The following is an 18,297-nucleotide window of genomic DNA, read 5'->3' as shown; positions in this document are numbered from 1 at the left end:
GGCCGGCCGGCGTTCGAACTCACACGCATGCGGCTGCCTTGCCTGCGTTTGCATTCGCGTTGTCATGCAAACGGGTTATCCCCTCGGACACACTCTCCCGGCGCAGGCGGCTGCGCTCTCTTTTTTCAAGGCGCAAGCGGGCCGTCACGGCTGGTTCGAGCCATGAAAAGGAGACGCTTGCACAATGGGTGCCGCAAAAATCGACGATGGCCGAACAGCAATCAGCAACCGCCATCCACCTGATTTGACTCACACAGGCTTGTGATGCGGAGAAACCGACATCCGCATCTGCATCCGTATTCGCCGTTCCCTGGAAACCGAGCTCGCACATGGGCGTAGCCATGTGCCTGTCATCGCGCCGGCAAGCAACACCCGGCGCTTATGTTGCGGTGTAACAATTGTCCGATGAAAGAATCGTCAACACCGTTTGACGTGTTTGTGTCGGTGCGCCGACTTGAGAACCAAGCCACAAACAAACATCCGCCATGAAGGGGCGGTGACGTTCAACGATCGTCGCGCGTCCAGATCAACCCGTCGCTCTCGCGCACGGGAAAGCGATGGATCGGCTCGTACGCCGGCGGGCATGTCGGCTCGCCTGTACGCAGATCGAAGCGCGCGCCATGGCGCGGGCATTCCACTTCATGACCGTGGATCTCGCCGCCGGCCAGTTCGCCGCTGTCGTGCGTGCAGATGTCTTCCACCGCATAGAGATCGCCGTCGATGTTGAACACGGCGATGGCGGTGTCGCCATCCCATACCACCTTGAATTCGCCGGGCAGCAGCTCCGAGCGCGTACCCACTTCCACCCACGCCTCGCTCATGCCGTCAGCTCCTTCACCATCAATTCGAAGCGCAGGTCGTCGCGCCGCGGAAGACCGAAGCGTTCGTCGCCATAGGGAAACGGCGAGTATTCGCCGGTGCGGCGGTAACCGCGACGTTCGTACCAGGCCATCAGTTCGGTGCGCACGTCGATTACTTTCATATGCATGGCGCGGCATCGCCATGCGTCGCGTGCATGGCGCTCCGCCTCGGCCAGCAACAGGCGACCCAGGCCGCGGCCCTGGCGCGGCGGCTGCACGGCGAACATGCCGAAGTAAGCCGATTCGCCGTGACGCTCCACGTGGCAGCAGGCCAGCAGTTCGCCATCCGCCAGGGCCAGCAGCACGGCGCTGTTGGCGTCGGCCAGCAGTTCGGCGACCAACACGGCCTCGGTGCGCTGGCCGTCGAGCAGATCGGCTTCGGTAGTCCAGCCACGGCGGCTGGCATCGCCGCGATAGGCAGATTGGACCAGGGCGACGATGGCGTTGACGTCCGCCTGGCCGGCTACGCGGAATGAGGGGGCGAGAATGGTATTCATCCGTGCATGATAATCCGCGGCATCGTCCAGCCAAAATCGCCCTATGGCACGATCTGCGAACCAGGGTGGCGACCGCGGAAGCGCGTGCCGGGACGGTAGGCATGGAAATGGCACCAGTCGAAATTGTGCGCGACGATTCGCTGGCCGTCCGACAAGACCGTGCGCAGGTCGCGCAGGCAGCCGCTGTCGTCGTGGTACTCCAGCGTGACGGCAACCGCATAGTCGAACGTGGATTCCTGCATGGGCGTGCGGAAATCCACATCGGTCCAATCGCTGCTGCCCGCCGGGGCCACGGAAAAGGTATCGATACGGCTGTGCGTATCGTTGATCACCTCGATGGTGTGCACCGATTGGGCCAGTACGGCTACGGGAAGGCAGGCAAGGCACAACGCGATAACTCGGTAACGCATGGCGATTTTCCTTTTAATGGGCGCAGCAAGCCCCTGCCGGCACGGCATGCGGCGGCTGGATGGCTGACCGGGTTGGAACACGGACTGACGGAAAAGGAGATGCCCGCTATGCCAAAACGGTTGCAAGGCGCCGGACTGCAACCGGCTGGCCGCGGGCCGTATCTCTATACTCGTCGGCGCTGCGTTCGGCGCCCTTCATGCGGGAGTAGACGATGGACAAAGGCAACATGGTTCCGATTGTGCTTTTTCTTTGCATCACCCTGGGCATCACCTACGTCGTCAGGCTTCTGGTCAACGCGCGCTTGCGCATCAAGATGCTGCAAGCGTGCAGTTCAAAGGAGCTGGTGGAGGCCGTTGTGCAGAGCGATTCGCATCGCGACCAGATGACGGCCTTGCGCTGGGGCATTCTCACCGTCACGGAGGCCATCGCTTTCGGCATCATCCAGGCCGCGGGTTGGACCGATATCAATGCTGGCGTGGTGGCTGCGCTACTGGGCGCCTTCGGGCTTGGCTCTGTCCTGTTCTTCGTGCTGGCGCGACGTCTCAGTTGATTGGCGCTGCCGCGCGCATGAGCCATCAGGACCGTCAGCTGGTTGAAAACGTACTGGCGAACGCGCCCGGCGCGTTCGAGCGGCTGGTGCGCGAATACCAGGGGCTGTGCTGGCACATCATCTACCGCATGGTCCGCCACCCGGAAGATGCGCGCGAGCTGTGCCAGGATACGTTCCTGCGCGTGCACCAGCACCTGCGCCAGTACCGCTACGAAAGCGCGCTCAAATCGTGGATCGGCCGCGTCGCCTATACGGTGGCGCTGCGCTATCTGGAGCGCAAACGCATTGCGATCCTCGATGTCGGTGAGGACGGCGACGGCCTGGATCTTTCCGACAAACTCAGCGATGGCTTCGACCTGGAAGCCGCCTACGTCGACAGCGACATGGCGGCGCGCCTGCACGCCGCCATCGAAACGCTGCCACCGCTGCAGCGTACTGTGCTTACGCTCTATCATCTGGACGAGCTGTCCATCGACGACATTGCCGGCATCACCGGCCTGGCGACCGGCACGATAAAAAGCCACCTGTTTCGCACGCGCCTTCGCTTGCGCGCGCAGTTGGAAACCGCGTACGGAGTTGCACCATGAACCGCGAACCCCACGACGAACGCATGGAACGCGAATGGGCCTTGCAGGAACGCGCCGCTCGAGCGGAACGGCTTGGGCTGGACGAAAACAACGACCAGGCGCTGCAGCGCTATCGCACGGTAATGCGTGCACTGCGCCAGCCCTTGGACGAAAACCTGCCCGCCGATTTCGCCAGCAGCGTGGCGATGGAAGTGCGCCGCCATGTGGCAGGCGATACGCGATTGGAGCTGTATCTGAGCTGGGCGTTGCTCGGAGTGCTGGTGGGCATGCTGATCGGCGTGGCCGTGCGCTATGCCGGCAGCTGGAAGCCCTTGCTGCCGCTGGTGCTATCGCAGCCGTGGCTGCTGGCCTTGGCCGGTGTGCTAGTGCTGCTTGCCTCTAGCAAGCTGCTCAGCGTGCCGCGCCATCCTTCAGACGAGAGCCCTCGTAGGTTGGGTTAGCGCAGCGTAACCCAACAGCTCTTCATCGAAGTGATCAACATTGTTGGGTTACGCTGCGCTAACCCAACCTACGAGTCGCGTTACATCAATAGCTTGCGCACTTTCAGCAGCGCGGCGATAAATGCATCCACTTCCTCGCGCGTGTTGTAGAACGCCAGTGACGCGCGCAACGTAGCCGGCACCCCGTAGAACTGCATCAGCGGATGCGCGCAATGGTGGCCGGAGCGCACGGCCACGCCTTCCAGGTCGAGCAGCGTGGCCATGTCCATCGCCTGCGCGCCATCGACCAGGAAGGAGATCACTGGCTCTTTCTCCTTGGCTTCACCAAAGATGCGTACGCCAGGAACTTCGCGCAGGCGCTCGGTGGCATAGCTCAGCAACTCGTATTCCCATGCGCGGATCGCTTCAAAGCCGATCGAACGGTAGTAGTCGATCGCCGCGCCCACGCCAGCAAAACCGGCGATGTTCGGCGTGCCGGCTTCGAACTTGTGCGGCGCGTCGGCAAAGCTGGTGCCGTCGAAGCGCACTTCGCGGATCATCTCGCCGCCGCCGAAGAACGGTGGCATCGCCTCGAGATGTTCGCGCCTGGCCCACAGTGCGCCGGTGCCGGTCGGCGCCAGCATCTTGTGCCCGGTCAACGCATAGAAATCGCAGCCGATCGCCTGCACGTCCACCGGACGATGCGGCAGCGCCTGCGAACCGTCGACCACCAGCGGAATGCCGCGCTTACGGCATTCGCGCGCGATCTCGCGCACCGGGTTCACGGTGCCGAGCACGTTGGACACGTGCGCGACGCAGGCCAACTTCACCTCTGGCGTGAGCAGCTCGAAGAATTTCTCCAGGATCAGCTCACCGTTCTGGTCGATGGGTGCCGCCTTTACCGTCGCACCCGTGCGCGCGGCGACCAGCTGCCACGGCACGATGTTGGCGTGATGTTCCATCACCGTGGTGACAATCGCGTCGCCCGGTTGCAGGCGCGGCAGCGCATAGCTGTACGCCACCAGGTTCATCGAATGCGTGGTGCCGGAGGTGAGTATCAGATTGTTGCGCGAGTCGGCATTGATGAAGGCGGCCAATTTGTCGCGCGCGTTTTCGTACGCGGCAGTCGCTTCCTCGCCCAGCTGATGCACCGCGCGCGCCACGTTGGCGTTGTGCACGCGATAGTGCTCGTCCACCGCCTCGATCACCTGCCGCGGTTTCTGGCTGGTGTTGGCGTTGTCGAAATACACCAATGGCTTGCCGTGTACCGTGCGCGACAGCAGCGGAAAATCAGCGCGGATGCGCTCGACATCGAAATCGACGGAAGGATGGCTGGGCTTGGCGGTCATGAGGGTAAGCGTGCCAGTAGCGCGTCGGAGAAATGATCGCGCAGGGTTTCGTTGGGCAGCGCGGTGAACACCGCGCGGCAGAACGCGGCCGTGAGCAGGCCGCGCGCCTCGGCATTGGGCAGGCCGCGCGAACGCAGGTAGAACAGCGCACGCTCGTCGAGTTGGCCGACGGTGGCGCCGTGCGCGGCCTTCACCTCGTCGGCGTAGATTTCCAGCTCCGGCTTGGTGTCGATCTCGGCCTGTGCCGAAAGCAGCAGGTTCTTGTTGCTGAGGCTGGCGTCGCTGCCGTCGGCGCCTTCGGCCACGACGATCGCGCCGCGGAACACACCGCGAGAGCGTTCGTCCGCCACGCCGCGCCAGATCGATTCAGACGCGGTGTTGAGCGCCTGGTGGCGGATCGACAACTGGGTATCGACATGCTGGCGCCCGCGCAGCACGAATACGCCGCGCGTATCGAACCGCGCACCGTCACCGCGCAGTTGCGCATGCAGGTCGTGCCGCACCAGCGCGCCGCCCAGTTCCAGCACGTGCATGGCGGCGTGCGCCTTGGCGCCCAGATGCACGCTGCCGCGACGGATCAGCGTGCTTTCGTCCGCCGCGTTCTGCAGCAGCGCATGCTGCAATTTCGCGCCATCGCGCAGCACGATATCGCTGACCAGCGTACCCAGGTGCTTGTGCTGCGCCGTTGCCAGATGATGTTCGACCAGATCGATTTGCGCGTTTTCACCCAGTTCGATCACATTGCGCACGTGCCACGCGGCATCGCCTTGCGCCGGCGTGCCGGCAAAGCACAGGTGGATCGGCTTGTTCACCCGCACGCCCGGTGCAACGCGAAGCACCACGCCATCGCCAGCCAGCGCCGCGTTGAGCTGCGCAAACGCATCGCCGGCTTCGCGGTAGTGCCTGTTCAGCGCAAAGCGCAGCGGTTCCGGATCGTTCTCCAGTACGCGGGAGAGCGGTTGCAGCGACAGGCCCGGCGGTAAGGCTTCGAGCCGCGACAGGTCGGCACGGAACACGCCGTTGACGAATACCAGGCGCGGGCCGTCGATGCCGGGCAACGTCAGCGCATAAGGATCGACCGGATGCGAAACCGCCGCCACATCGCCCAGCGCGAAGCGTCGTTGCCCCAATGCGCGCAACGCGGTGTACTTCCACGCTTCGGCGCGCGTATCCGGCAATCCGGCCGCGATGAACGCTTCCAGATTTTCGCGCCGCGCCGCATCCAGCCATGCCAACCCGCTACCGGGCAGGCGCAGGCTACCTGCTTCACGCAGCGCGTCGATGAAGGGCACGGATGCCGGTGACGGACTCATGCACGCGCTCCATCGGCCAAGGCCGGATCGCGGTCGTTGACCCAGGCGTAACCGTGTTCTTCCAATTTCAGCGCCAGCGTCTTGTCGCCGCTTTCCACGATGCGGCCATCGGCCAGCACGTGCACGAAATCCGGCTCGATATAGTCGAGCAGGCGCTGGTAATGCGTAATGACCAGAAAGGCGCGCTCCGGCGAGCGCAATGCATTTACGCCCTGTGCCACCTGCTTGAGCGCATCGATGTCCAGGCCCGAATCGGTTTCGTCGAGAATGGCCAGCTTCGGTTCCAGCACGGCCATCTGGAAGATTTCGTTGCGCTTCTTCTCGCCGCCCGAAAAACCTTCGTTGACGGCACGATGCAGCAGCTCGTCCGAGATCTGCATGATTTTCAGCTTCTCGCGCACCAGCTTGAGGAACTGCATGGAATCCAGTTCCGCCTCGCCACGCTGCTTGCGCTGTGCGTTGAGCGCGGCGCGCAGGAAGTAGGTGTTGTTCACGCCGGGGATTTCCACCGGATACTGGAACGCGAGGAACACCCCGGCGGCAGCACGCTCTTCCGGCTCCAGCGCGAGCAGGTCGCGGCCTTCGAAGATCACCGAGCCTTCGGTGACTTCATAGCCTTCGCGCCCGGACAGTACATTGCCCAGGGTGGATTTGCCGGCGCCATTCGGCCCCATGATGGCGTGCACCTCACCCGGGTTCACGGTGAGCGTGAGGCCCTTGAGGATGTCCTTGCCCTCGACACGGGCGTGCAGGTTTTCGATCTTCAGCATGTCACTTCAAATCCGCAGAGTTTTTGATGGAACCGGCGCATATATCGCCTTCTTGTGCGCCATTCAGCCAGGCTTGCAGCTGCTGGATGCGCTGCTGCGTAAGCTCGGTTTGCGCCTGGCTCACGCACATGGAATAAGCCGAACCGTATTGCGTGGCATCCTCGCCTTTGTCTATCGGGAAATGCGCGTCAACTTCCGCATCGCGAAATTGCAGCCACAGCTTTTGCGAAGCTTTAAGTTTTTCCAGGAAAACCGGTTGGTCTTTGTACTTGACCAGGATGGCCTTCCACACTTTGTTGAGTTGCTGGTCGGCCTTGGTGAACTCGGAAGCAGCGCAGGCGTTGAGGCCGGCTTGCGAAGGAGCGTTGTAACAGGGCAAATCGGAAGCAAGCCCGCTGAGGGGAAATGCAAGAGCTAGCAACAGCAGCCATGAGGTTTTCACTGGGCGACTCCTTCCGAAGGCATTAGCTAGGCTTACCGTGATGCTTGTAGTCATAACCAATGATTTGCTTTTTTGGTGAGCTTGCCTGAAGAGCTTTCCCGCTAGATTCGCCCCTCACCCCATAGGAGAGAGGGAGAAGAGCTAACCCACCGCACCTTCCAGCGAAACCTCCAGCAACTTCTTCGCCTCCACCGCAAACTCCATCGGCAACTCGCGGAACACCTGCTTGCAAAAGCCATCCACGATCATCGACACCGCGTCTTCCTCGCCGATGCCACGCGCACGGCAGTAGAACAGCTGGTCGTCGGAAATCTTCGAAGTAGTCGCTTCGTGTTCGACGATCGCCGTGGGGTTCTTCACTTCCATATACGGAAAAGTGTGCGCACCGCACTTCTTGCCGATCAGCAGCGAATCGCATTGCGTGTAGTTGCGCGCGCCTTCGGCACCCTTCTCCACTTTCACCAGTCCGCGATAGCTGTTGGAACTCTTGCCGGCGCTGATGCCCTTGGACACGATCTTCGACTTGGTGCCCTTGCCGATGTGGATCATCTTGGTGCCGGTGTCGGCCTGCTGGCGGTGATGCGTCAGTGCCACCGAGTAGAACTCGCCCACCGAGCGATCGCCGCGCAGCACGCAGCTGGGGTATTTCCAGGTGATGGCCGAGCCGGTTTCCACCTGCGTCCAGGAAATCTTCGAGTCGTCGCCGCGGCAATCGCCACGCTTGGTGACGAAGTTGTAGATGCCGCCGCGGCCTTCTTCGTCGCCGGGGTACCAGTTCTGCACCGTGGAGTATTTGATCTGCGCTTTTTCCAGCGCGACCAGTTCCACCACCGCGGCGTGCAGCTGGTTCTCATCGCGCATCGGCGCGGTGCAGCCTTCCAGATACGACACGTAGGCGCCATCTTCGGCAATGATCAATGTGCGTTCGAACTGACCGGTGTGGCCGGCGTTGATGCGGAAATAGGTGGACAACTCCATCGGGCAGCGCACGCCCTTGGGAATGAACACGAACGAGCCATCGGAGAACACCGCCGAGTTCAATGCGGCAAAGTAGTTGTCGCCGGTCGGCACCACGCTGCCGAGGTATTTTTGCACCAGCTCTGGATGTTCGCGGATCGCTTCGCTCATCGAGCAGAAGATCACGCCCGCTTCGGCCAGCTCCTTGCGGAAGGTGGTGCCGACGGAAACCGAATCGAACACCGCATCCACCGCCACGCCTGCGAGCTTGGCGCGCTCGTGCAGCGGCACGCCGAGCTTGTCGTAGGTTTCCAAAAGTTTCGGATCGACCTCGTCCAGCGATTTGGGTTTGTTCTTCGGCGAGGCGTAGTAGCTGATCGCCTGGAAATCGATCGGCGCGATGTTGAGCTTGGCCCAGTGTGGCGTCGGCATGGTCAGCCAATGGCGATAGGCTTTCAGGCGCCACCCGGTCATCCACTCCGGCTCGCCTTTCAGCGCCGAAAGCTGGCGCACGATGTCTTCGGACAGGCCTGGCGGCAGGCTGTCCGTTTCGATGTCGGTGACGAAGCCGGCTTCGTAGCGACGGCCGAGCGCGGCGGCGACTTCGGCGTTGTCGCGCAGCACGACGGGGCTATCGTTCTCGATGGTCATGATGCTGTCCTGCCTTTCAATTCGGTAAGTGCCACAGTGACGACTGCCGGTGCCGCCGGATGCAGCATGTCGGCCAGGCTCATCGTGCGCAGCGCGTTCTCGAGTACGTGATTGATGCGTTGCCAGCTGCCGCGCACGCCGCATTGGGCTTCGCGTTCGCACTGGCCTTCGCTGAGCGTGCATTCGGTCATGCCGAGCGGGCCTTCGATCGCCTCGACGATCTGGGCCAGGCTGATCTGCTGAGCCGGCCGCGCCAGGCGGTAGCCGCCGTTGACGCCGCGGAAGGATTCCACCAGGCCCGCGTGCCCCAGCGACTTCAGCAGCTTGCTGACGGTGGGCAGTTCCAGGTGCGCCTGCTCGGCGATCGCGGCCGTGCTGAGCACGTCATCGCCCGGATGCGCGGCGATGCAGGTCATCACCACGGTGGCGTAGTCCGTTAGTCGGCTGACACGAAACATGGGGAAAAGAGGACGCGGGCTAATTCGGACTGAAATGGTACTGATTAGCGACCGGAGGGTCAAACCTGCACGCCGTCGCCGCGGTGAACGCCAGAGCCCAGCAACGGCGGCGCGCGACGCCCACCTCGTCCGCGCCGGCCTCTGTTTGCACCATAACAATGCAAACCGTGCACCAAATCATTCACAACGACGCCCGGTTCACCCCACTAATCGGCCCGAAACCGCGCTGCGGCGCGGCTTCCCGCGCCCCGCCCCGGCTTGGCACGCAAGCTGCTGTGTTGCAGCAAAACCACCTTCACGGAGCCGTCGCGCATGAAATGGGTTACCGCCATCATCAAACCCTTCACCCTGGACGACGTGCGCGAGGCGCTGGGCGAGGCCGGCGTGCAAGGCATGACGGTCACCGAGGTGAAGGGTTTCGGCCGCCAGCGCGGGCATACCGAGCTCTACCGCGGCGCCGAGTACGTGGTCGACTTCCTGCCCAAACTGAAGATCGAGATCGCCGTGGCCGACGATCAGGTCGAACTGGCGGTGGAGGCAATCGTCCGCGCCGCGCGCACCGGCAAAGTGGGCGACGGCAAGATTTTCGTGAGCGACCTGGAACAGGTGATCCGCATCCGCACGCAGGAGGTGGATGCCGATGCGCTTTGAGATACACGCAAACAAGGGGAAACAGCAGATGGGCAGGCATCGACAACTTTTGCGGCCGATCGCCGCGCTGGCCGCGACGGGCTTCGCGTTGCCCGCCTTCGCGCAAGCCGCGCCCGCGCCCACCCTCAACGCTGGCGACACCGCCTGGATGCTGGTAGCCAGCGCGTTCGTATTGATGATGACGATTCCCGGCGTAGCGCTGTTCTACGGCGGCATGGTGCGCGCGAAGAACCTGCTGTCGGTGATGATGCAGTGCCTGGCGATCACCGCGCTGGTGACGGTGCAGTGGATCGTCTACGGTTATTCGCTCGCTTTCAGCACTGAAGGCATGCACGCGGGCGTGACGAACTGGCATTCGTTCCTCGGTGCGTTCGATCGCACGATGCTGGCCGGACTCACGCCTTCCACGCTGTACCAGACGGTGCCGGAAAGCGTGTTCGTGATGTTCCAGATGACCTTCGCGATCATCACGCCCGCGCTGATCATCGGCGCGTACGCCGAGCGCATGAAGTTCAGCGCCATGCTGTGGTTCAGCGGCCTGTGGCTGACGCTGGTCTACCTGCCGATCGCGCACATGGTGTGGAGTGGGCCGGGTTCGCTGCTGGGCGACCTGGGCGTGCTGGATTTCGCCGGCGGCACGGTGGTGCACATCAACGCCGGTATTGCCGGCCTGGTCGCCTGCCTGGTGATCGGCAAGCGCCGCGGCTTTCCGCATACGCATATGCCGCCGCACAACCTGGGCTACACGGTGATCGGCGCGGCCCTGCTGTGGCTGGGCTGGTTCGGTTTCAACGCCGGCTCCGCCGTGGCCGCCAACGGCAACGCGGGCATGGCGATGCTGGTGACGCAGATCGCCACCGCCGCCGCCGTGATCGGCTGGGTAGCGGTGGAATGGCTGGTGCACAAGCGCGCCAGCGTGCTGGGGGCGGCATCGGGCGCTGTGGCGGGACTGGTCGCGATCACGCCAGCCGCAGGCACCGCGGGGCCGGGCGGCGCGCTGGTGATCGGCTTCGCCGCCGGCTCGGCCTGCTTCTTCACGGCGACGAAACTCAAGCACAAGCTCGGCTACGACGACACGCTGGACGTGTTCGGCGTGCACGCCGTCGCCGGCATCATCGGCGCACTGCTCACCGGCGTGTTCGCCGCACCGAAGCTGGGCGGTTTCGATAGCGCCGTCACCTCGCCGCTGCTGCAGTTGTGGATCCAGGCCAAGGGCGTGGGCTTCACCATCGTGTGGAGCGGTGTGCTGAGCTGGGTGATCCTCAAGGCGCTGGATCTGGCGATCGGCTTGCGCGTGGGTCCGGAGCAGGAACAGGTGGGCCTGGATATCGCCGAGCACGAGGAGCGGGCGTACAACCTGTCCTGAGCGAATCAAAAACCCCAACGTCGTCATGCCGCATGGCGACGTTGGGGTTTGCACCCCAACCTACGGGCATCGTGCGTTCGGCAGACACAGGCTCTAAGCTTCCCGCGTGTCCGCACCGAACCCCTGCATGCAAACCACAACCGATCGCGCCGCCGCCCGCCTCGCCTGGACGCGCGCCACGCTCCGCGATAATTCGCTCACGCTCCAGTCCGCTTCGTCGGACGCAAGCTTCCGCAGCTATTGGCGCACGCATCACGGCGGGCAAAGCTGGATCGTGATGGATTCGCCGCCCGCGCAGGAAGACCCGCGTCCGTGGCTGAAGATCGGCCAGCAGCTCGCCACGGCCGGGCTGCATGTGCCGGCCGTGCACGCGCAGGATCTCGAACAAGGTTTTCTGCTGATCGAAGATCTCGGCAACCGGCTCTATCTGCGCGAACTTGAAGAACACAACGCCGACGCGCTCTACGGCGATGCGATGGACGCGCTGCTGCGCATGCAGACGCAGATGGATCACCGCGATTTGCCGCCGTTCGATCGCGACGTGCTGGTCCGCGGCTTGGAGGTGATGCCGGAATGGTTTCTCGGCCGCCATCTCGGCCACACGCCCACCAGCGATGAATGGGATGTGCTGGAGGCGGCGTTCGCGTTGATCATCGGCAATGCGCAGGAACAGCCGCGCGTCTTCGTGCATCGCGATTACCACAGCCGCAATCTGCTGGTGGTCGAACACAACAATCCCGGCGTGATCGATTTCCAGGGCGCGCTGGCCGGCCCCATCACCTACGACCTCGCATCGTTGTTGCGCGACGCCTACATCGTATGGCCGCGCGAGCGCGTGGAAGGCTGGGTGGAATCCTATCGCCAGCGCTTGCGCGACGCAGGTGTGATCGGTACTGACCTCGACGCCAAACGCTTCCTGCGCTGGTTTGATCTCACCGGCATGCATCGCCATGTGCGCGTGCTCGGCCAGTTCTATCGCCTGTGGTACCGCGACGGCAAACCGGGCTACCTCGCCGACGTGCCGCGCGTGTATCACTACGTGGTGTCGGTGGCGCGCAGCTATCCGGAGCTGGCCGACTTCGCCGCACTGATCGAACGCCACGCGCAAGGCCGCGACCTCACCCAGGTGGCCCACACGTGAGGCACGCCTTGATCTTCGCCGCAGGCCTTGGCGAGCGCATGCGCCCGCTCACCGACCACACCCCCAAGCCCCTGCTGACGGTGCGTGGCAAGCCGCTGATCGTGTGGCACCTGGAAAAGCTCGCGGCGATCGGCGTGCATTATGTGGTAATCAACACCTCGCACCTGGCGGAACAGTTTCCCGAAACGCTGGGTGATGGCGCGCGCTGGGGCTTGCGCATCCGTTATGCCTATGAAGGTCCTACGCCACTGGAAACCGGCGGCGGCATGCTGCACGCACTGCCGCTGCTTGGAGCGGAGCCGTTTATCGTGATCAATGGCGACGTGTGGACCGATGCCGATTTCGGCGCGCTGCCGGCGGAACCGGATGGTGTTGCGCATTTATTGATGGTGGATAATCCGCCGCATCATCCACGTGGGGATTTCGCCTTGGGTGACGATGGCAAACTGCGTGACGAAGGTGATGCGCGGCTGACGTACAGCGGCATTGGGGTTTTTCGGCGTGAGTTGCTGGATGATTGGCGTGATGTTGCCGGCCATGGCGATACGACGGACGACAAGCATCCGCGGTTCAAGCTTGCGCCGCTGTTGCGAGCGGCGATGCAACGGGGCGAGATAAGCGGCAGTCACCACCGTGGCGAGTGGACGGATGTGGGCTCGCCGGAGCGGCTCGCTGCGTTGAATGTGCAACACAGTGGCGAGAACGCGTAGACCCAGCCTACAACCAGTCCGTAGTGCTTGTTCCCCTCATCGTCATTCCGGCGAACGCCGGAATGACGGCGGGGCGTGACTGGGATCGCGCGTATGCTGGGATTGCCACTCAGCCTACGGTGCATGCGGCGCGTTGGGCGCAATCGTCACAGCACTCGCCTCCTGCGAAAACGCCGCATCCTGCGCTTGCTTGGTCATCATGATGATGCTGATGCGCCGATTGATCGGATCGCCCGGATTGAGTTTGTCGAACGGCACCGATGCCGCCAGCCCGACCACGCGCGCGATCTTCGTTTCATCCAGGCCGCCATCCAGCAACGCACGCCGCGCCGCATTGGCGCGATCGGCGGACAGTTCCCAGTTGCTGTAGTGGCTGACGCCGCTGTAAGGCGCGTCATCGGTGTGCCCGGAAATGCTCACCTTGTTCGGCGCCTGGCCGATGAAGCCGGCCAGCTCGTGCAGGATCGCCACGGTGTAGGGTTCCAGCGTTGCGCTGCCGGTGTCGAACATGGGCCTGTTCTGCTTGTCCACGATCTGGATGCGCAAGCCTTCCGGCGTGATGTCCAGCAGCAATTGATCCTTGAACGGTTCCAGTGCCTGGCTTTTTTCGATGGCAGCGTGCAATTGCTGCATCAGGTTTTCCAGGCGCTCTTTCTCGCGCTCGCGCGCCAGCTTCTCGATCTCTGCGGCGTCCGCGCGCAAGGCGCGACGGTCCTTGCCAGGGCCGTGCGGCATGTCCATCGCGCCGCCGAGCTTGATCATGCTGTCGCTCGCGCCGCCAGGGCCGATCTTGCCGGGCGGCGCCATCGTCGCCGTGCCTTGCGCCATGCTGGGGTTCTTGAAGTACTCGGCGATCGCTGCGCGTTGCTGGCGCGAGCCGATGCCGAGCAGCCACATCACCAGGAAGAACGCCATCATCGCGGTGACGAAGTCGGCATAGGCCACTTTCCACGCGCCGCCATGATGACCGTGCTTCCTGCGCCGCGAACGGCGCACCACGATCACCATGTCCCGTTGCTGTTCGCTCACGCCGCCGCTCCCACGCGGGTGGCATCCTTGAGATGATCTTCGAAGTCCTGGAAGTTCGGCCGCGCCTGCGGCGACAGCGTCTTGCGCGCAAATTCCACTGAAACTTTCGGGTTGTAGCCGCGCAGGCTGGCCAGCAAGGCCACCTTCACGCATTCGAACGCCTTGCCGTCTTCCTGCACGCGGCTTTCCATCGCGGCGGCGAGCGGACCGACAAAGCCGTAGCACAACAGAATGCCGAGGAAGGTGCCGACCAGCGCTCCGGCGATGTGTTCGCCGATCTGCGAGGTATCGCCGCCCAGTTGCGACATGGTGGTGACAATGCCGAGCACCGCCGCCACGATGCCGAAGCCCGGCAAGGCATCGGCCATCTTGGTCACCGCCAGCGCGGGCGCTTCCGCCTCGTGGTGATGCGTTTCCAGTTCCACTTCCAGCAGCTGTTCCAGCTCATGCGGATTCATGTTGCCGCCGACCATCAAGCGCAGGCAGTCGGTGGTGAACTCGATCAGGTGGTGCTCTTTGATAAGGCGAGGGTAGGCGCTGAAGATCGAGCTCGATTGCGGATCCTCGATATGCGACTCCAGCCCGAGCAGCCCTTGTTTGCGCATTACGCCGAAGATGTCGTAGAGCATGGCCAAAAGGTCGACGTAATCCTGCTTGCGGTACTTCGGCCCCTTGAACAGCGCAAGCATGTTCTGCAGCGCGCCTTTGACGATCTTGGGCGGATTGGCGGAAAGGAACGCGCCGATCGCGCCGCCGCCGATGATCATCAGCTCGCAGGGCTGCCAGAGCGCAAGCAGATGGCCGTGCGCCATCAGATAGCCGCCGAGCACACAGGCAAGCACCACCACGGAACCGATCAGGACAAGCATGAGAACTCCATTCAGGACGACAATGCCCTGCCTGCTTATCGACCGATGCGGGATGAAATTTAGATCGCGCGGTGCGCGCCATGTGATGTGCATCAAGCGCGAATGGCTGTCACAAAGCTGTCGCTTTACGTCAGTCACTGTACGCGTGGGTTGGGTTGCTCCGGGCTTGATCCGAAGGTAATCCAATGATGTTGCTTCGAAGACGTCGGGTTACGCTGCGCTAACCCAACCTACAAACCCGTCGCTTTTCGTCACCTGCGGCACAACACAAAACGGCCCGGACGAACCGGGCCGTTTGCATGTTCGCGTATCGCGAAAAATTACGGACGACGCGCAAGCTCCGGATTTTCCTTCGTCACCGGCATCAGGTCCTTCTTCGATACGCCCAGCCACAACAGGATGGGGCTGGCCACGAAGATCGACGAGAGCGTGCCGACCAGGATGCCGATCAGCATGGTGATGGCAAAGCCATGCACCGACGGGCCGCCGAAGAAATACAGCGCGGCCATCGCGATGCTGGTGAACAGCGAAGTGATGATGGTTCGCGACAGCGTGCTATTGATCGAGCGGTTGAGTACTTCTTCCGGATCGGCCTTGCGCGAGGAACGGAACAGTTCGCGGATACGGTCGAACACCACCACTTTGTCGTTGATCGAGTAGCCGATCACCGCCAGCACCGAAGCCAGCACCGTGAGGTCGAATTCGCGCTGCACCAGCGAGATCACGCCCAGGGTCACCAGCACGTCGTGCACTTCGGTGGCCAGTGCGGCGATCGCGAAGCGGCGCTCGAAGCGTACCCACAGGTACAGGCCGATGCCGATGATCACGAACACGGCCGCGGTCACGCCATCGCTGCGCAGCTGTTCACCCACCTGCGGGCCGACATAGTTCTTGCCGGCGATCTTGGCGTCGGGCCGTGCGGCTTGCAGCGCCTTGGACACGTCGTTGGAGATCAGGTCGAGATTGGGCGATTTGCCTTCCTGCAGCACGTAGTGCTTGTCGTCCTTGGGCTGGAAGCGAATCGATACCTGACGCGTGCCACCCACGCTCTGCACGACGGCATTGTCGATGCCTCCCGTACTGAGCGCGCCGCGCACGTCTTCCACCGAGACGGGCTTGTCATAGGTAACGTCCACGCTGACGCCGCCGGTGAAATCCAGGCCATAGTTGAGGCTGCGCGTGGCCAACAGCGCGATCGAGGCGATCATCAGCAAGATAGCGATGCCGATGCTGATCTTGCGCAGCCCCAGGAAGTGGACGTTGGCGTTGTGATTGAAAATTTCCATGACCCTCTCCGATTACACCGACAGCGTCTTGAGCTTGCGTCCGCCATGGATGAGCGCGGTGATTGCGTGGGTAACCGTGACCGAGGTGAACATCGAGGTGAGGATACCGATCAGCAGCGTGACACCGAAGCCCTTGATGGGACCGGAGCCCATCGTGGTCAGCGCCAGCGCGGCAATAAGGTGGGTGACGTTGGCGTCCAGAATGGTCGCCCAGGCTTTTTCATAGCCTGCGCGGATCGCCGCCAGCGGCGTGGAGCCGTTGCGCAACTCTTCGCGCACGCGTTCGCAGATCAGCACGTTCGCGTCGATCGCCATGCCCAGCGTCAGCACGATACCGGCAATGCCCGGCATGGTGAGCGTGACGCCGATCATCGACATCACCGCCACCAGGATCACCAGGTTGAAGAACAGCGCCACGTCCGCGACCAGGCCGAACAGCTTGTAGTAGATCGCGGCAGCCACCAGCACCAGCGCGAGGCCGAGCAGCACCGCCTTCAGGCCCTTGTCGATGTTGTCCTGGCCTAGGCTGGGGCCGATCACCCCTTCCTGCACGATATCCATGCGCGCGGCGAGCGAACCGCCCTTGAGCATCAGCGCCAGTTCCGACGCCGCCTTCGAGCTGGCCAGGCCGGTGGTCTGGAACTTGTTGCTGAAGACGCCGTTGATGGTGGCGTAATTGATTACCGTGTAGGTGGTCTTGGGCGTGCGCACTTCCTTGCCGTCGACCACCTTGGTGTCGGTGGTGCTTTCCACGTACACCACCGCCATCGGCTTGCCGACGTTGTCGCGCGTGAAGTCGAGCATCTTGGCCGCGCCGGCCGAGTTCAGCGTGACGCTGACCATCGGCGAGCCGCTTTGCGGATCGTTGCCGGAGGCGGCGTCGACCAGTTCGTCGCCGCTGGCGATGATGTTCTTGCTGACCAGGTAAGGTTCGCCGTGCTGGCCATAGTACAGATGCGCATCGGGCGGGATGTTGCCGGTCTTCACCGCATCCTGCACAGCCGGATCGCGCGCATCGCCGAGACCGGCGACGTATTCCAGCGTGGCGGTCGCACCGATTACCTTCTTCGCCTCAGCCGGATCCTGCACACCGGCCAGTTCCACCGAGATGTGGTCTTCGCCCTGCGCCTGGATGATCGGCTCGGACACGCCAAGCGCATTGATGCGGTTGCTGAGCGTGGCAAGGTTCTGGCGGATCGCGTTGACCTGCAGATCGCGCAGCTTGTCCGGCTTGATGGTGGCGTTGAGCACGAAGCGATCGCCGGTGCTGGCGCCGTCGGTGATGGCCAGGTCGGTGTACTCGGCGGCGATGGCGTCGCCGGCCGCGGTGCGGTCGGCAGCGGAATTCAGCACCACGTTCACACCTTGCCCGCGCGTGGCGTTGCGCGTTACGGAGATGAAGGGAATCTTCTTGTCTTTGAGCAGCGCGGTGATGTCCTGCGTATAGCGGTTTTCCTGCCGGTCGATGATGTCGTTCTGGTCGACCGCCATCAGGAAGCGCACGCCGCCTTGCAAGTCCAGGCCCAGCGGCATGGCGCGGCCACCGATCGCAGTGAGCCAGCGCGGTACGGTGGATTCCAGGTTGAACGCCACCGTGTAGGTATCACCCAGCGCGGTCTTCAGCGTATCGGCCGCGCTTTTCTGCAGGTCGCCGTTGGCGAAGCCGATCACCAGGTAGTCGCCGCGGTTGGCGTCATGCTTGAGGCTTTCGTTGACGTAGGGAACCTTGGCCGATTGCAGCGTGGTGATGACCTTCTGCTGCACCGTTGGATCCAGCGACGTGCCTTGCGCGGGCGTTACCTGCACCGCCTGCAGCGGCACGTACACGTTGGGCAACCCGTAGAGGATGCCCAGCACCAATACGATGGCGACCAGGAAGTATTTCCAGCGTGGAAAATCACTCATGCCTTGCATCCGGATAAACCGCGGCGACGTCGCCGCGGGGAGCGTGAATTGATTGAATCGAAAGAGCGGCGCACCG

Annotated in this window: 21 protein-coding genes; 7 read left to right on the top strand and 14 right to left on the bottom strand. The window is 63.1% G+C overall.

Annotation, left to right across the window (positions count from 1 at the left end):
- Nucleotides 1–19: 19 nt before the first annotated feature.
- The 4 genes from ACTHNE_RS07440 to ACTHNE_RS07425 all read right to left on the bottom strand — a co-directional run bounded on the left by ACTHNE_RS07440 (nucleotide 20) and on the right by ACTHNE_RS07425 (nucleotide 1,767).
- Nucleotides 20–343 (bottom strand): hypothetical protein, encoded by a 324-nt coding sequence (locus tag ACTHNE_RS07440; protein ID WP_440268911.1) that lies wholly within the window; start codon nucleotides 341–343, stop codon nucleotides 20–22.
- A 160-nt stretch (nucleotides 344–503) separates the two neighbouring features.
- Nucleotides 504–821, bottom strand: a complete 318-nt coding sequence (locus tag ACTHNE_RS07435; RefSeq protein WP_324941709.1) for a Rieske (2Fe-2S) protein — start codon at nucleotides 819–821, stop codon at nucleotides 504–506.
- The gene (locus tag ACTHNE_RS07430) at nucleotides 818–1,357 is read right to left on the bottom strand and encodes a GNAT family N-acetyltransferase (RefSeq protein WP_324941707.1); all 540 of its coding nucleotides are present in this window, start codon (nucleotides 1,355–1,357) and stop codon (nucleotides 818–820) included. Before ACTHNE_RS07430 ends, ACTHNE_RS07435 begins: the two co-directional genes overlap by 4 nt.
- A gap of 41 nt (nucleotides 1,358–1,398) precedes the next feature.
- Nucleotides 1,399–1,767 carry a hypothetical protein gene (locus tag ACTHNE_RS07425; RefSeq protein WP_324941704.1) on the bottom strand — a complete coding sequence of 123 codons (369 nt, stop codon included), beginning with the start codon at nucleotides 1,765–1,767 and terminating at the stop codon, nucleotides 1,399–1,401.
- A 212-nt stretch (nucleotides 1,768–1,979) separates the two neighbouring features.
- On the opposite strand from ACTHNE_RS07425, the gene ACTHNE_RS07420 reads away from it, so the two are divergent.
- The 3 genes from ACTHNE_RS07420 to ACTHNE_RS07410 are packed head-to-tail and all read left to right on the top strand — an operon-like array spanning nucleotide 1,980 to nucleotide 3,345.
- Nucleotides 1,980–2,318 carry a hypothetical protein gene (locus tag ACTHNE_RS07420; protein ID WP_324941701.1) on the top strand — a complete coding sequence of 113 codons (339 nt, stop codon included), beginning with the start codon at nucleotides 1,980–1,982 and terminating at the stop codon, nucleotides 2,316–2,318.
- Nucleotides 2,319–2,335: 17 nt separating this feature from the next.
- Complete coding sequence (locus ACTHNE_RS07415) at nucleotides 2,336–2,905, top strand: RNA polymerase sigma factor (protein ID WP_324941698.1); 570 nt, start codon at nucleotides 2,336–2,338, stop codon at nucleotides 2,903–2,905.
- The gene (locus ACTHNE_RS07410) at nucleotides 2,902–3,345 is read left to right on the top strand and encodes a hypothetical protein (protein WP_324941695.1); all 444 of its coding nucleotides are present in this window, start codon (nucleotides 2,902–2,904) and stop codon (nucleotides 3,343–3,345) included. The genes ACTHNE_RS07415 and ACTHNE_RS07410 overlap by 4 nt, the downstream gene beginning before the upstream one ends.
- 80 nt (nucleotides 3,346–3,425) lie before the next feature.
- Here ACTHNE_RS07410 and ACTHNE_RS07405 read toward each other — a convergent pair whose 3' ends face one another.
- From ACTHNE_RS07405 to ACTHNE_RS07380, 6 genes are all read right to left on the bottom strand, one after another.
- A complete protein-coding gene (locus ACTHNE_RS07405; protein WP_440268910.1) occupies nucleotides 3,426–4,673 on the bottom strand; it encodes a cysteine desulfurase in 1,248 nt (415 codons plus the stop codon).
- Nucleotides 4,670–5,986: a Fe-S cluster assembly protein SufD gene (gene sufD / locus ACTHNE_RS07400; protein WP_440268909.1), complete on the bottom strand. Its 1,317-nt coding sequence runs from the start codon at nucleotides 5,984–5,986 to the stop codon at nucleotides 4,670–4,672. The genes ACTHNE_RS07405 and sufD overlap by 4 nt, the downstream gene beginning before the upstream one ends.
- Entirely contained in the window at nucleotides 5,983–6,756 is a 774-nt protein-coding gene (gene sufC, locus ACTHNE_RS07395) for a Fe-S cluster assembly ATPase SufC (protein WP_440268908.1), read from the bottom strand. The genes sufD and sufC overlap by 4 nt, the downstream gene beginning before the upstream one ends.
- Nucleotide 6,757: 1 nt before the next feature.
- Complete coding sequence (locus ACTHNE_RS07390; RefSeq protein ID WP_324941683.1) at nucleotides 6,758–7,198, bottom strand: lysozyme inhibitor LprI family protein; 441 nt, start codon at nucleotides 7,196–7,198, stop codon at nucleotides 6,758–6,760.
- 141 nt (nucleotides 7,199–7,339) lie between these two features.
- Complete coding sequence (gene sufB, locus ACTHNE_RS07385) at nucleotides 7,340–8,806, bottom strand: Fe-S cluster assembly protein SufB (protein WP_324941680.1); 1,467 nt, start codon at nucleotides 8,804–8,806, stop codon at nucleotides 7,340–7,342.
- Nucleotides 8,803–9,264 (bottom strand): SUF system Fe-S cluster assembly regulator, encoded by a 462-nt coding sequence (locus tag ACTHNE_RS07380; RefSeq protein ID WP_324941676.1) that lies wholly within the window; start codon nucleotides 9,262–9,264, stop codon nucleotides 8,803–8,805. Before ACTHNE_RS07380 ends, sufB begins: the two co-directional genes overlap by 4 nt.
- 312 nt (nucleotides 9,265–9,576) lie before the next feature.
- Here ACTHNE_RS07380 and ACTHNE_RS07375 point away from each other — a divergent pair, with 312 nt between their 5' ends.
- The 4 genes from ACTHNE_RS07375 (at nucleotide 9,577) to murU (ending at nucleotide 13,132) form a co-directional block, all read left to right on the top strand.
- Nucleotides 9,577–9,915: a P-II family nitrogen regulator gene (locus ACTHNE_RS07375; RefSeq protein ID WP_324941673.1), complete on the top strand. Its 339-nt coding sequence runs from the start codon at nucleotides 9,577–9,579 to the stop codon at nucleotides 9,913–9,915.
- A gap of 28 nt (nucleotides 9,916–9,943) precedes the next feature.
- The gene (locus tag ACTHNE_RS07370; protein WP_440268907.1) at nucleotides 9,944–11,281 is read left to right on the top strand and encodes an ammonium transporter; all 1,338 of its coding nucleotides are present in this window, start codon (nucleotides 9,944–9,946) and stop codon (nucleotides 11,279–11,281) included.
- A gap of 127 nt (nucleotides 11,282–11,408) precedes the next feature.
- Nucleotides 11,409–12,422, top strand: coding sequence for an aminoglycoside phosphotransferase family protein (locus ACTHNE_RS07365; protein ID WP_440268906.1), 1,014 nt, complete (start codon nucleotides 11,409–11,411; stop codon nucleotides 12,420–12,422).
- Entirely contained in the window at nucleotides 12,419–13,132 is a 714-nt protein-coding gene (gene murU / locus ACTHNE_RS07360) for an N-acetylmuramate alpha-1-phosphate uridylyltransferase MurU (protein ID WP_440268905.1), read from the top strand. Before ACTHNE_RS07365 ends, murU begins: the two co-directional genes overlap by 4 nt.
- Nucleotides 13,133–13,246: 114 nt before the next feature.
- Here the strand turns inward: murU and motB are convergent, their stop codons facing one another.
- From motB to secD, 4 genes are all read right to left on the bottom strand, one after another.
- Nucleotides 13,247–14,161 carry a flagellar motor protein MotB gene (gene motB, locus ACTHNE_RS07355; protein WP_440268904.1) on the bottom strand — a complete coding sequence of 305 codons (915 nt, stop codon included), beginning with the start codon at nucleotides 14,159–14,161 and terminating at the stop codon, nucleotides 13,247–13,249.
- On the bottom strand, nucleotides 14,158–15,030 hold the full coding sequence (gene motA / locus ACTHNE_RS07350; RefSeq protein WP_324941661.1) for a flagellar motor stator protein MotA: 873 nt from the start codon (nucleotides 15,028–15,030) through the stop codon (nucleotides 14,158–14,160). Before motA ends, motB begins: the two co-directional genes overlap by 4 nt.
- A 320-nt stretch (nucleotides 15,031–15,350) precedes the next feature.
- A complete protein-coding gene (gene secF / locus ACTHNE_RS07345; RefSeq protein WP_324941658.1) occupies nucleotides 15,351–16,316 on the bottom strand; it encodes a protein translocase subunit SecF in 966 nt (321 codons plus the stop codon).
- A 12-nt stretch (nucleotides 16,317–16,328) separates the two neighbouring features.
- The gene (gene secD / locus ACTHNE_RS07340) at nucleotides 16,329–18,221 is read right to left on the bottom strand and encodes a protein translocase subunit SecD (RefSeq protein ID WP_324941655.1); all 1,893 of its coding nucleotides are present in this window, start codon (nucleotides 18,219–18,221) and stop codon (nucleotides 16,329–16,331) included.
- Nucleotides 18,222–18,297: the final 76 nt, after the last annotated feature.

The sequence above is a fragment of the Dyella sp. genome, assembly GCF_051954575.1.
Lineage (GTDB): Bacteria > Pseudomonadota > Gammaproteobacteria > Xanthomonadales > Rhodanobacteraceae > Dyella_B.
The sequence above is the reverse complement of the archived record's forward strand: the minus strand, read 5'-3'. Positions and strand labels throughout refer to the sequence as shown.

Coding starts and splice junctions, on each gene's coding strand:
- ACTHNE_RS07405 (WP_440268910.1), bottom strand. CDS start 4,673: ATGACCGCCAAGCCCAGCCATCCTTCCGTCGATTTCGATGTCGAGCGC.
- ACTHNE_RS07435 (WP_324941709.1), bottom strand. CDS start 821: ATGAGCGAGGCGTGGGTGGAAGTGGGTACGCGCTCGGAGCTGCTGCCC.
- sufB (WP_324941680.1), bottom strand. CDS start 8,806: ATGACCATCGAGAACGATAGCCCCGTCGTGCTGCGCGACAACGCCGAA.
- ACTHNE_RS07425 (WP_324941704.1), bottom strand. CDS start 1,767: ATGCGTTACCGAGTTATCGCGTTGTGCCTTGCCTGCCTTCCCGTAGCC.
- secD (WP_324941655.1), bottom strand. CDS start 18,221: ATGAGTGATTTTCCACGCTGGAAATACTTCCTGGTCGCCATCGTATTG.
- sufC (WP_440268908.1), bottom strand. CDS start 6,756: ATGCTGAAGATCGAAAACCTGCACGCCCGTGTCGAGGGCAAGGACATC.
- ACTHNE_RS07440 (WP_440268911.1), bottom strand. CDS start 343: ATGGCTACGCCCATGTGCGAGCTCGGTTTCCAGGGAACGGCGAATACG.
- ACTHNE_RS07420 (WP_324941701.1), top strand. CDS start 1,980: ATGGACAAAGGCAACATGGTTCCGATTGTGCTTTTTCTTTGCATCACC.
- secF (WP_324941658.1), bottom strand. CDS start 16,316: ATGGAAATTTTCAATCACAACGCCAACGTCCACTTCCTGGGGCTGCGC.
- ACTHNE_RS07410 (WP_324941695.1), top strand. CDS start 2,902: ATGAACCGCGAACCCCACGACGAACGCATGGAACGCGAATGGGCCTTG.
- ACTHNE_RS07380 (WP_324941676.1), bottom strand. CDS start 9,264: ATGTTTCGTGTCAGCCGACTAACGGACTACGCCACCGTGGTGATGACC.
- ACTHNE_RS07375 (WP_324941673.1), top strand. CDS start 9,577: ATGAAATGGGTTACCGCCATCATCAAACCCTTCACCCTGGACGACGTG.
- sufD (WP_440268909.1), bottom strand. CDS start 5,986: ATGAGTCCGTCACCGGCATCCGTGCCCTTCATCGACGCGCTGCGTGAA.
- motA (WP_324941661.1), bottom strand. CDS start 15,030: ATGCTTGTCCTGATCGGTTCCGTGGTGGTGCTTGCCTGTGTGCTCGGC.
- ACTHNE_RS07415 (WP_324941698.1), top strand. CDS start 2,336: ATGAGCCATCAGGACCGTCAGCTGGTTGAAAACGTACTGGCGAACGCG.
- ACTHNE_RS07365 (WP_440268906.1), top strand. CDS start 11,409: ATGCAAACCACAACCGATCGCGCCGCCGCCCGCCTCGCCTGGACGCGC.
- ACTHNE_RS07430 (WP_324941707.1), bottom strand. CDS start 1,357: ATGAATACCATTCTCGCCCCCTCATTCCGCGTAGCCGGCCAGGCGGAC.
- ACTHNE_RS07370 (WP_440268907.1), top strand. CDS start 9,944: ATGGGCAGGCATCGACAACTTTTGCGGCCGATCGCCGCGCTGGCCGCG.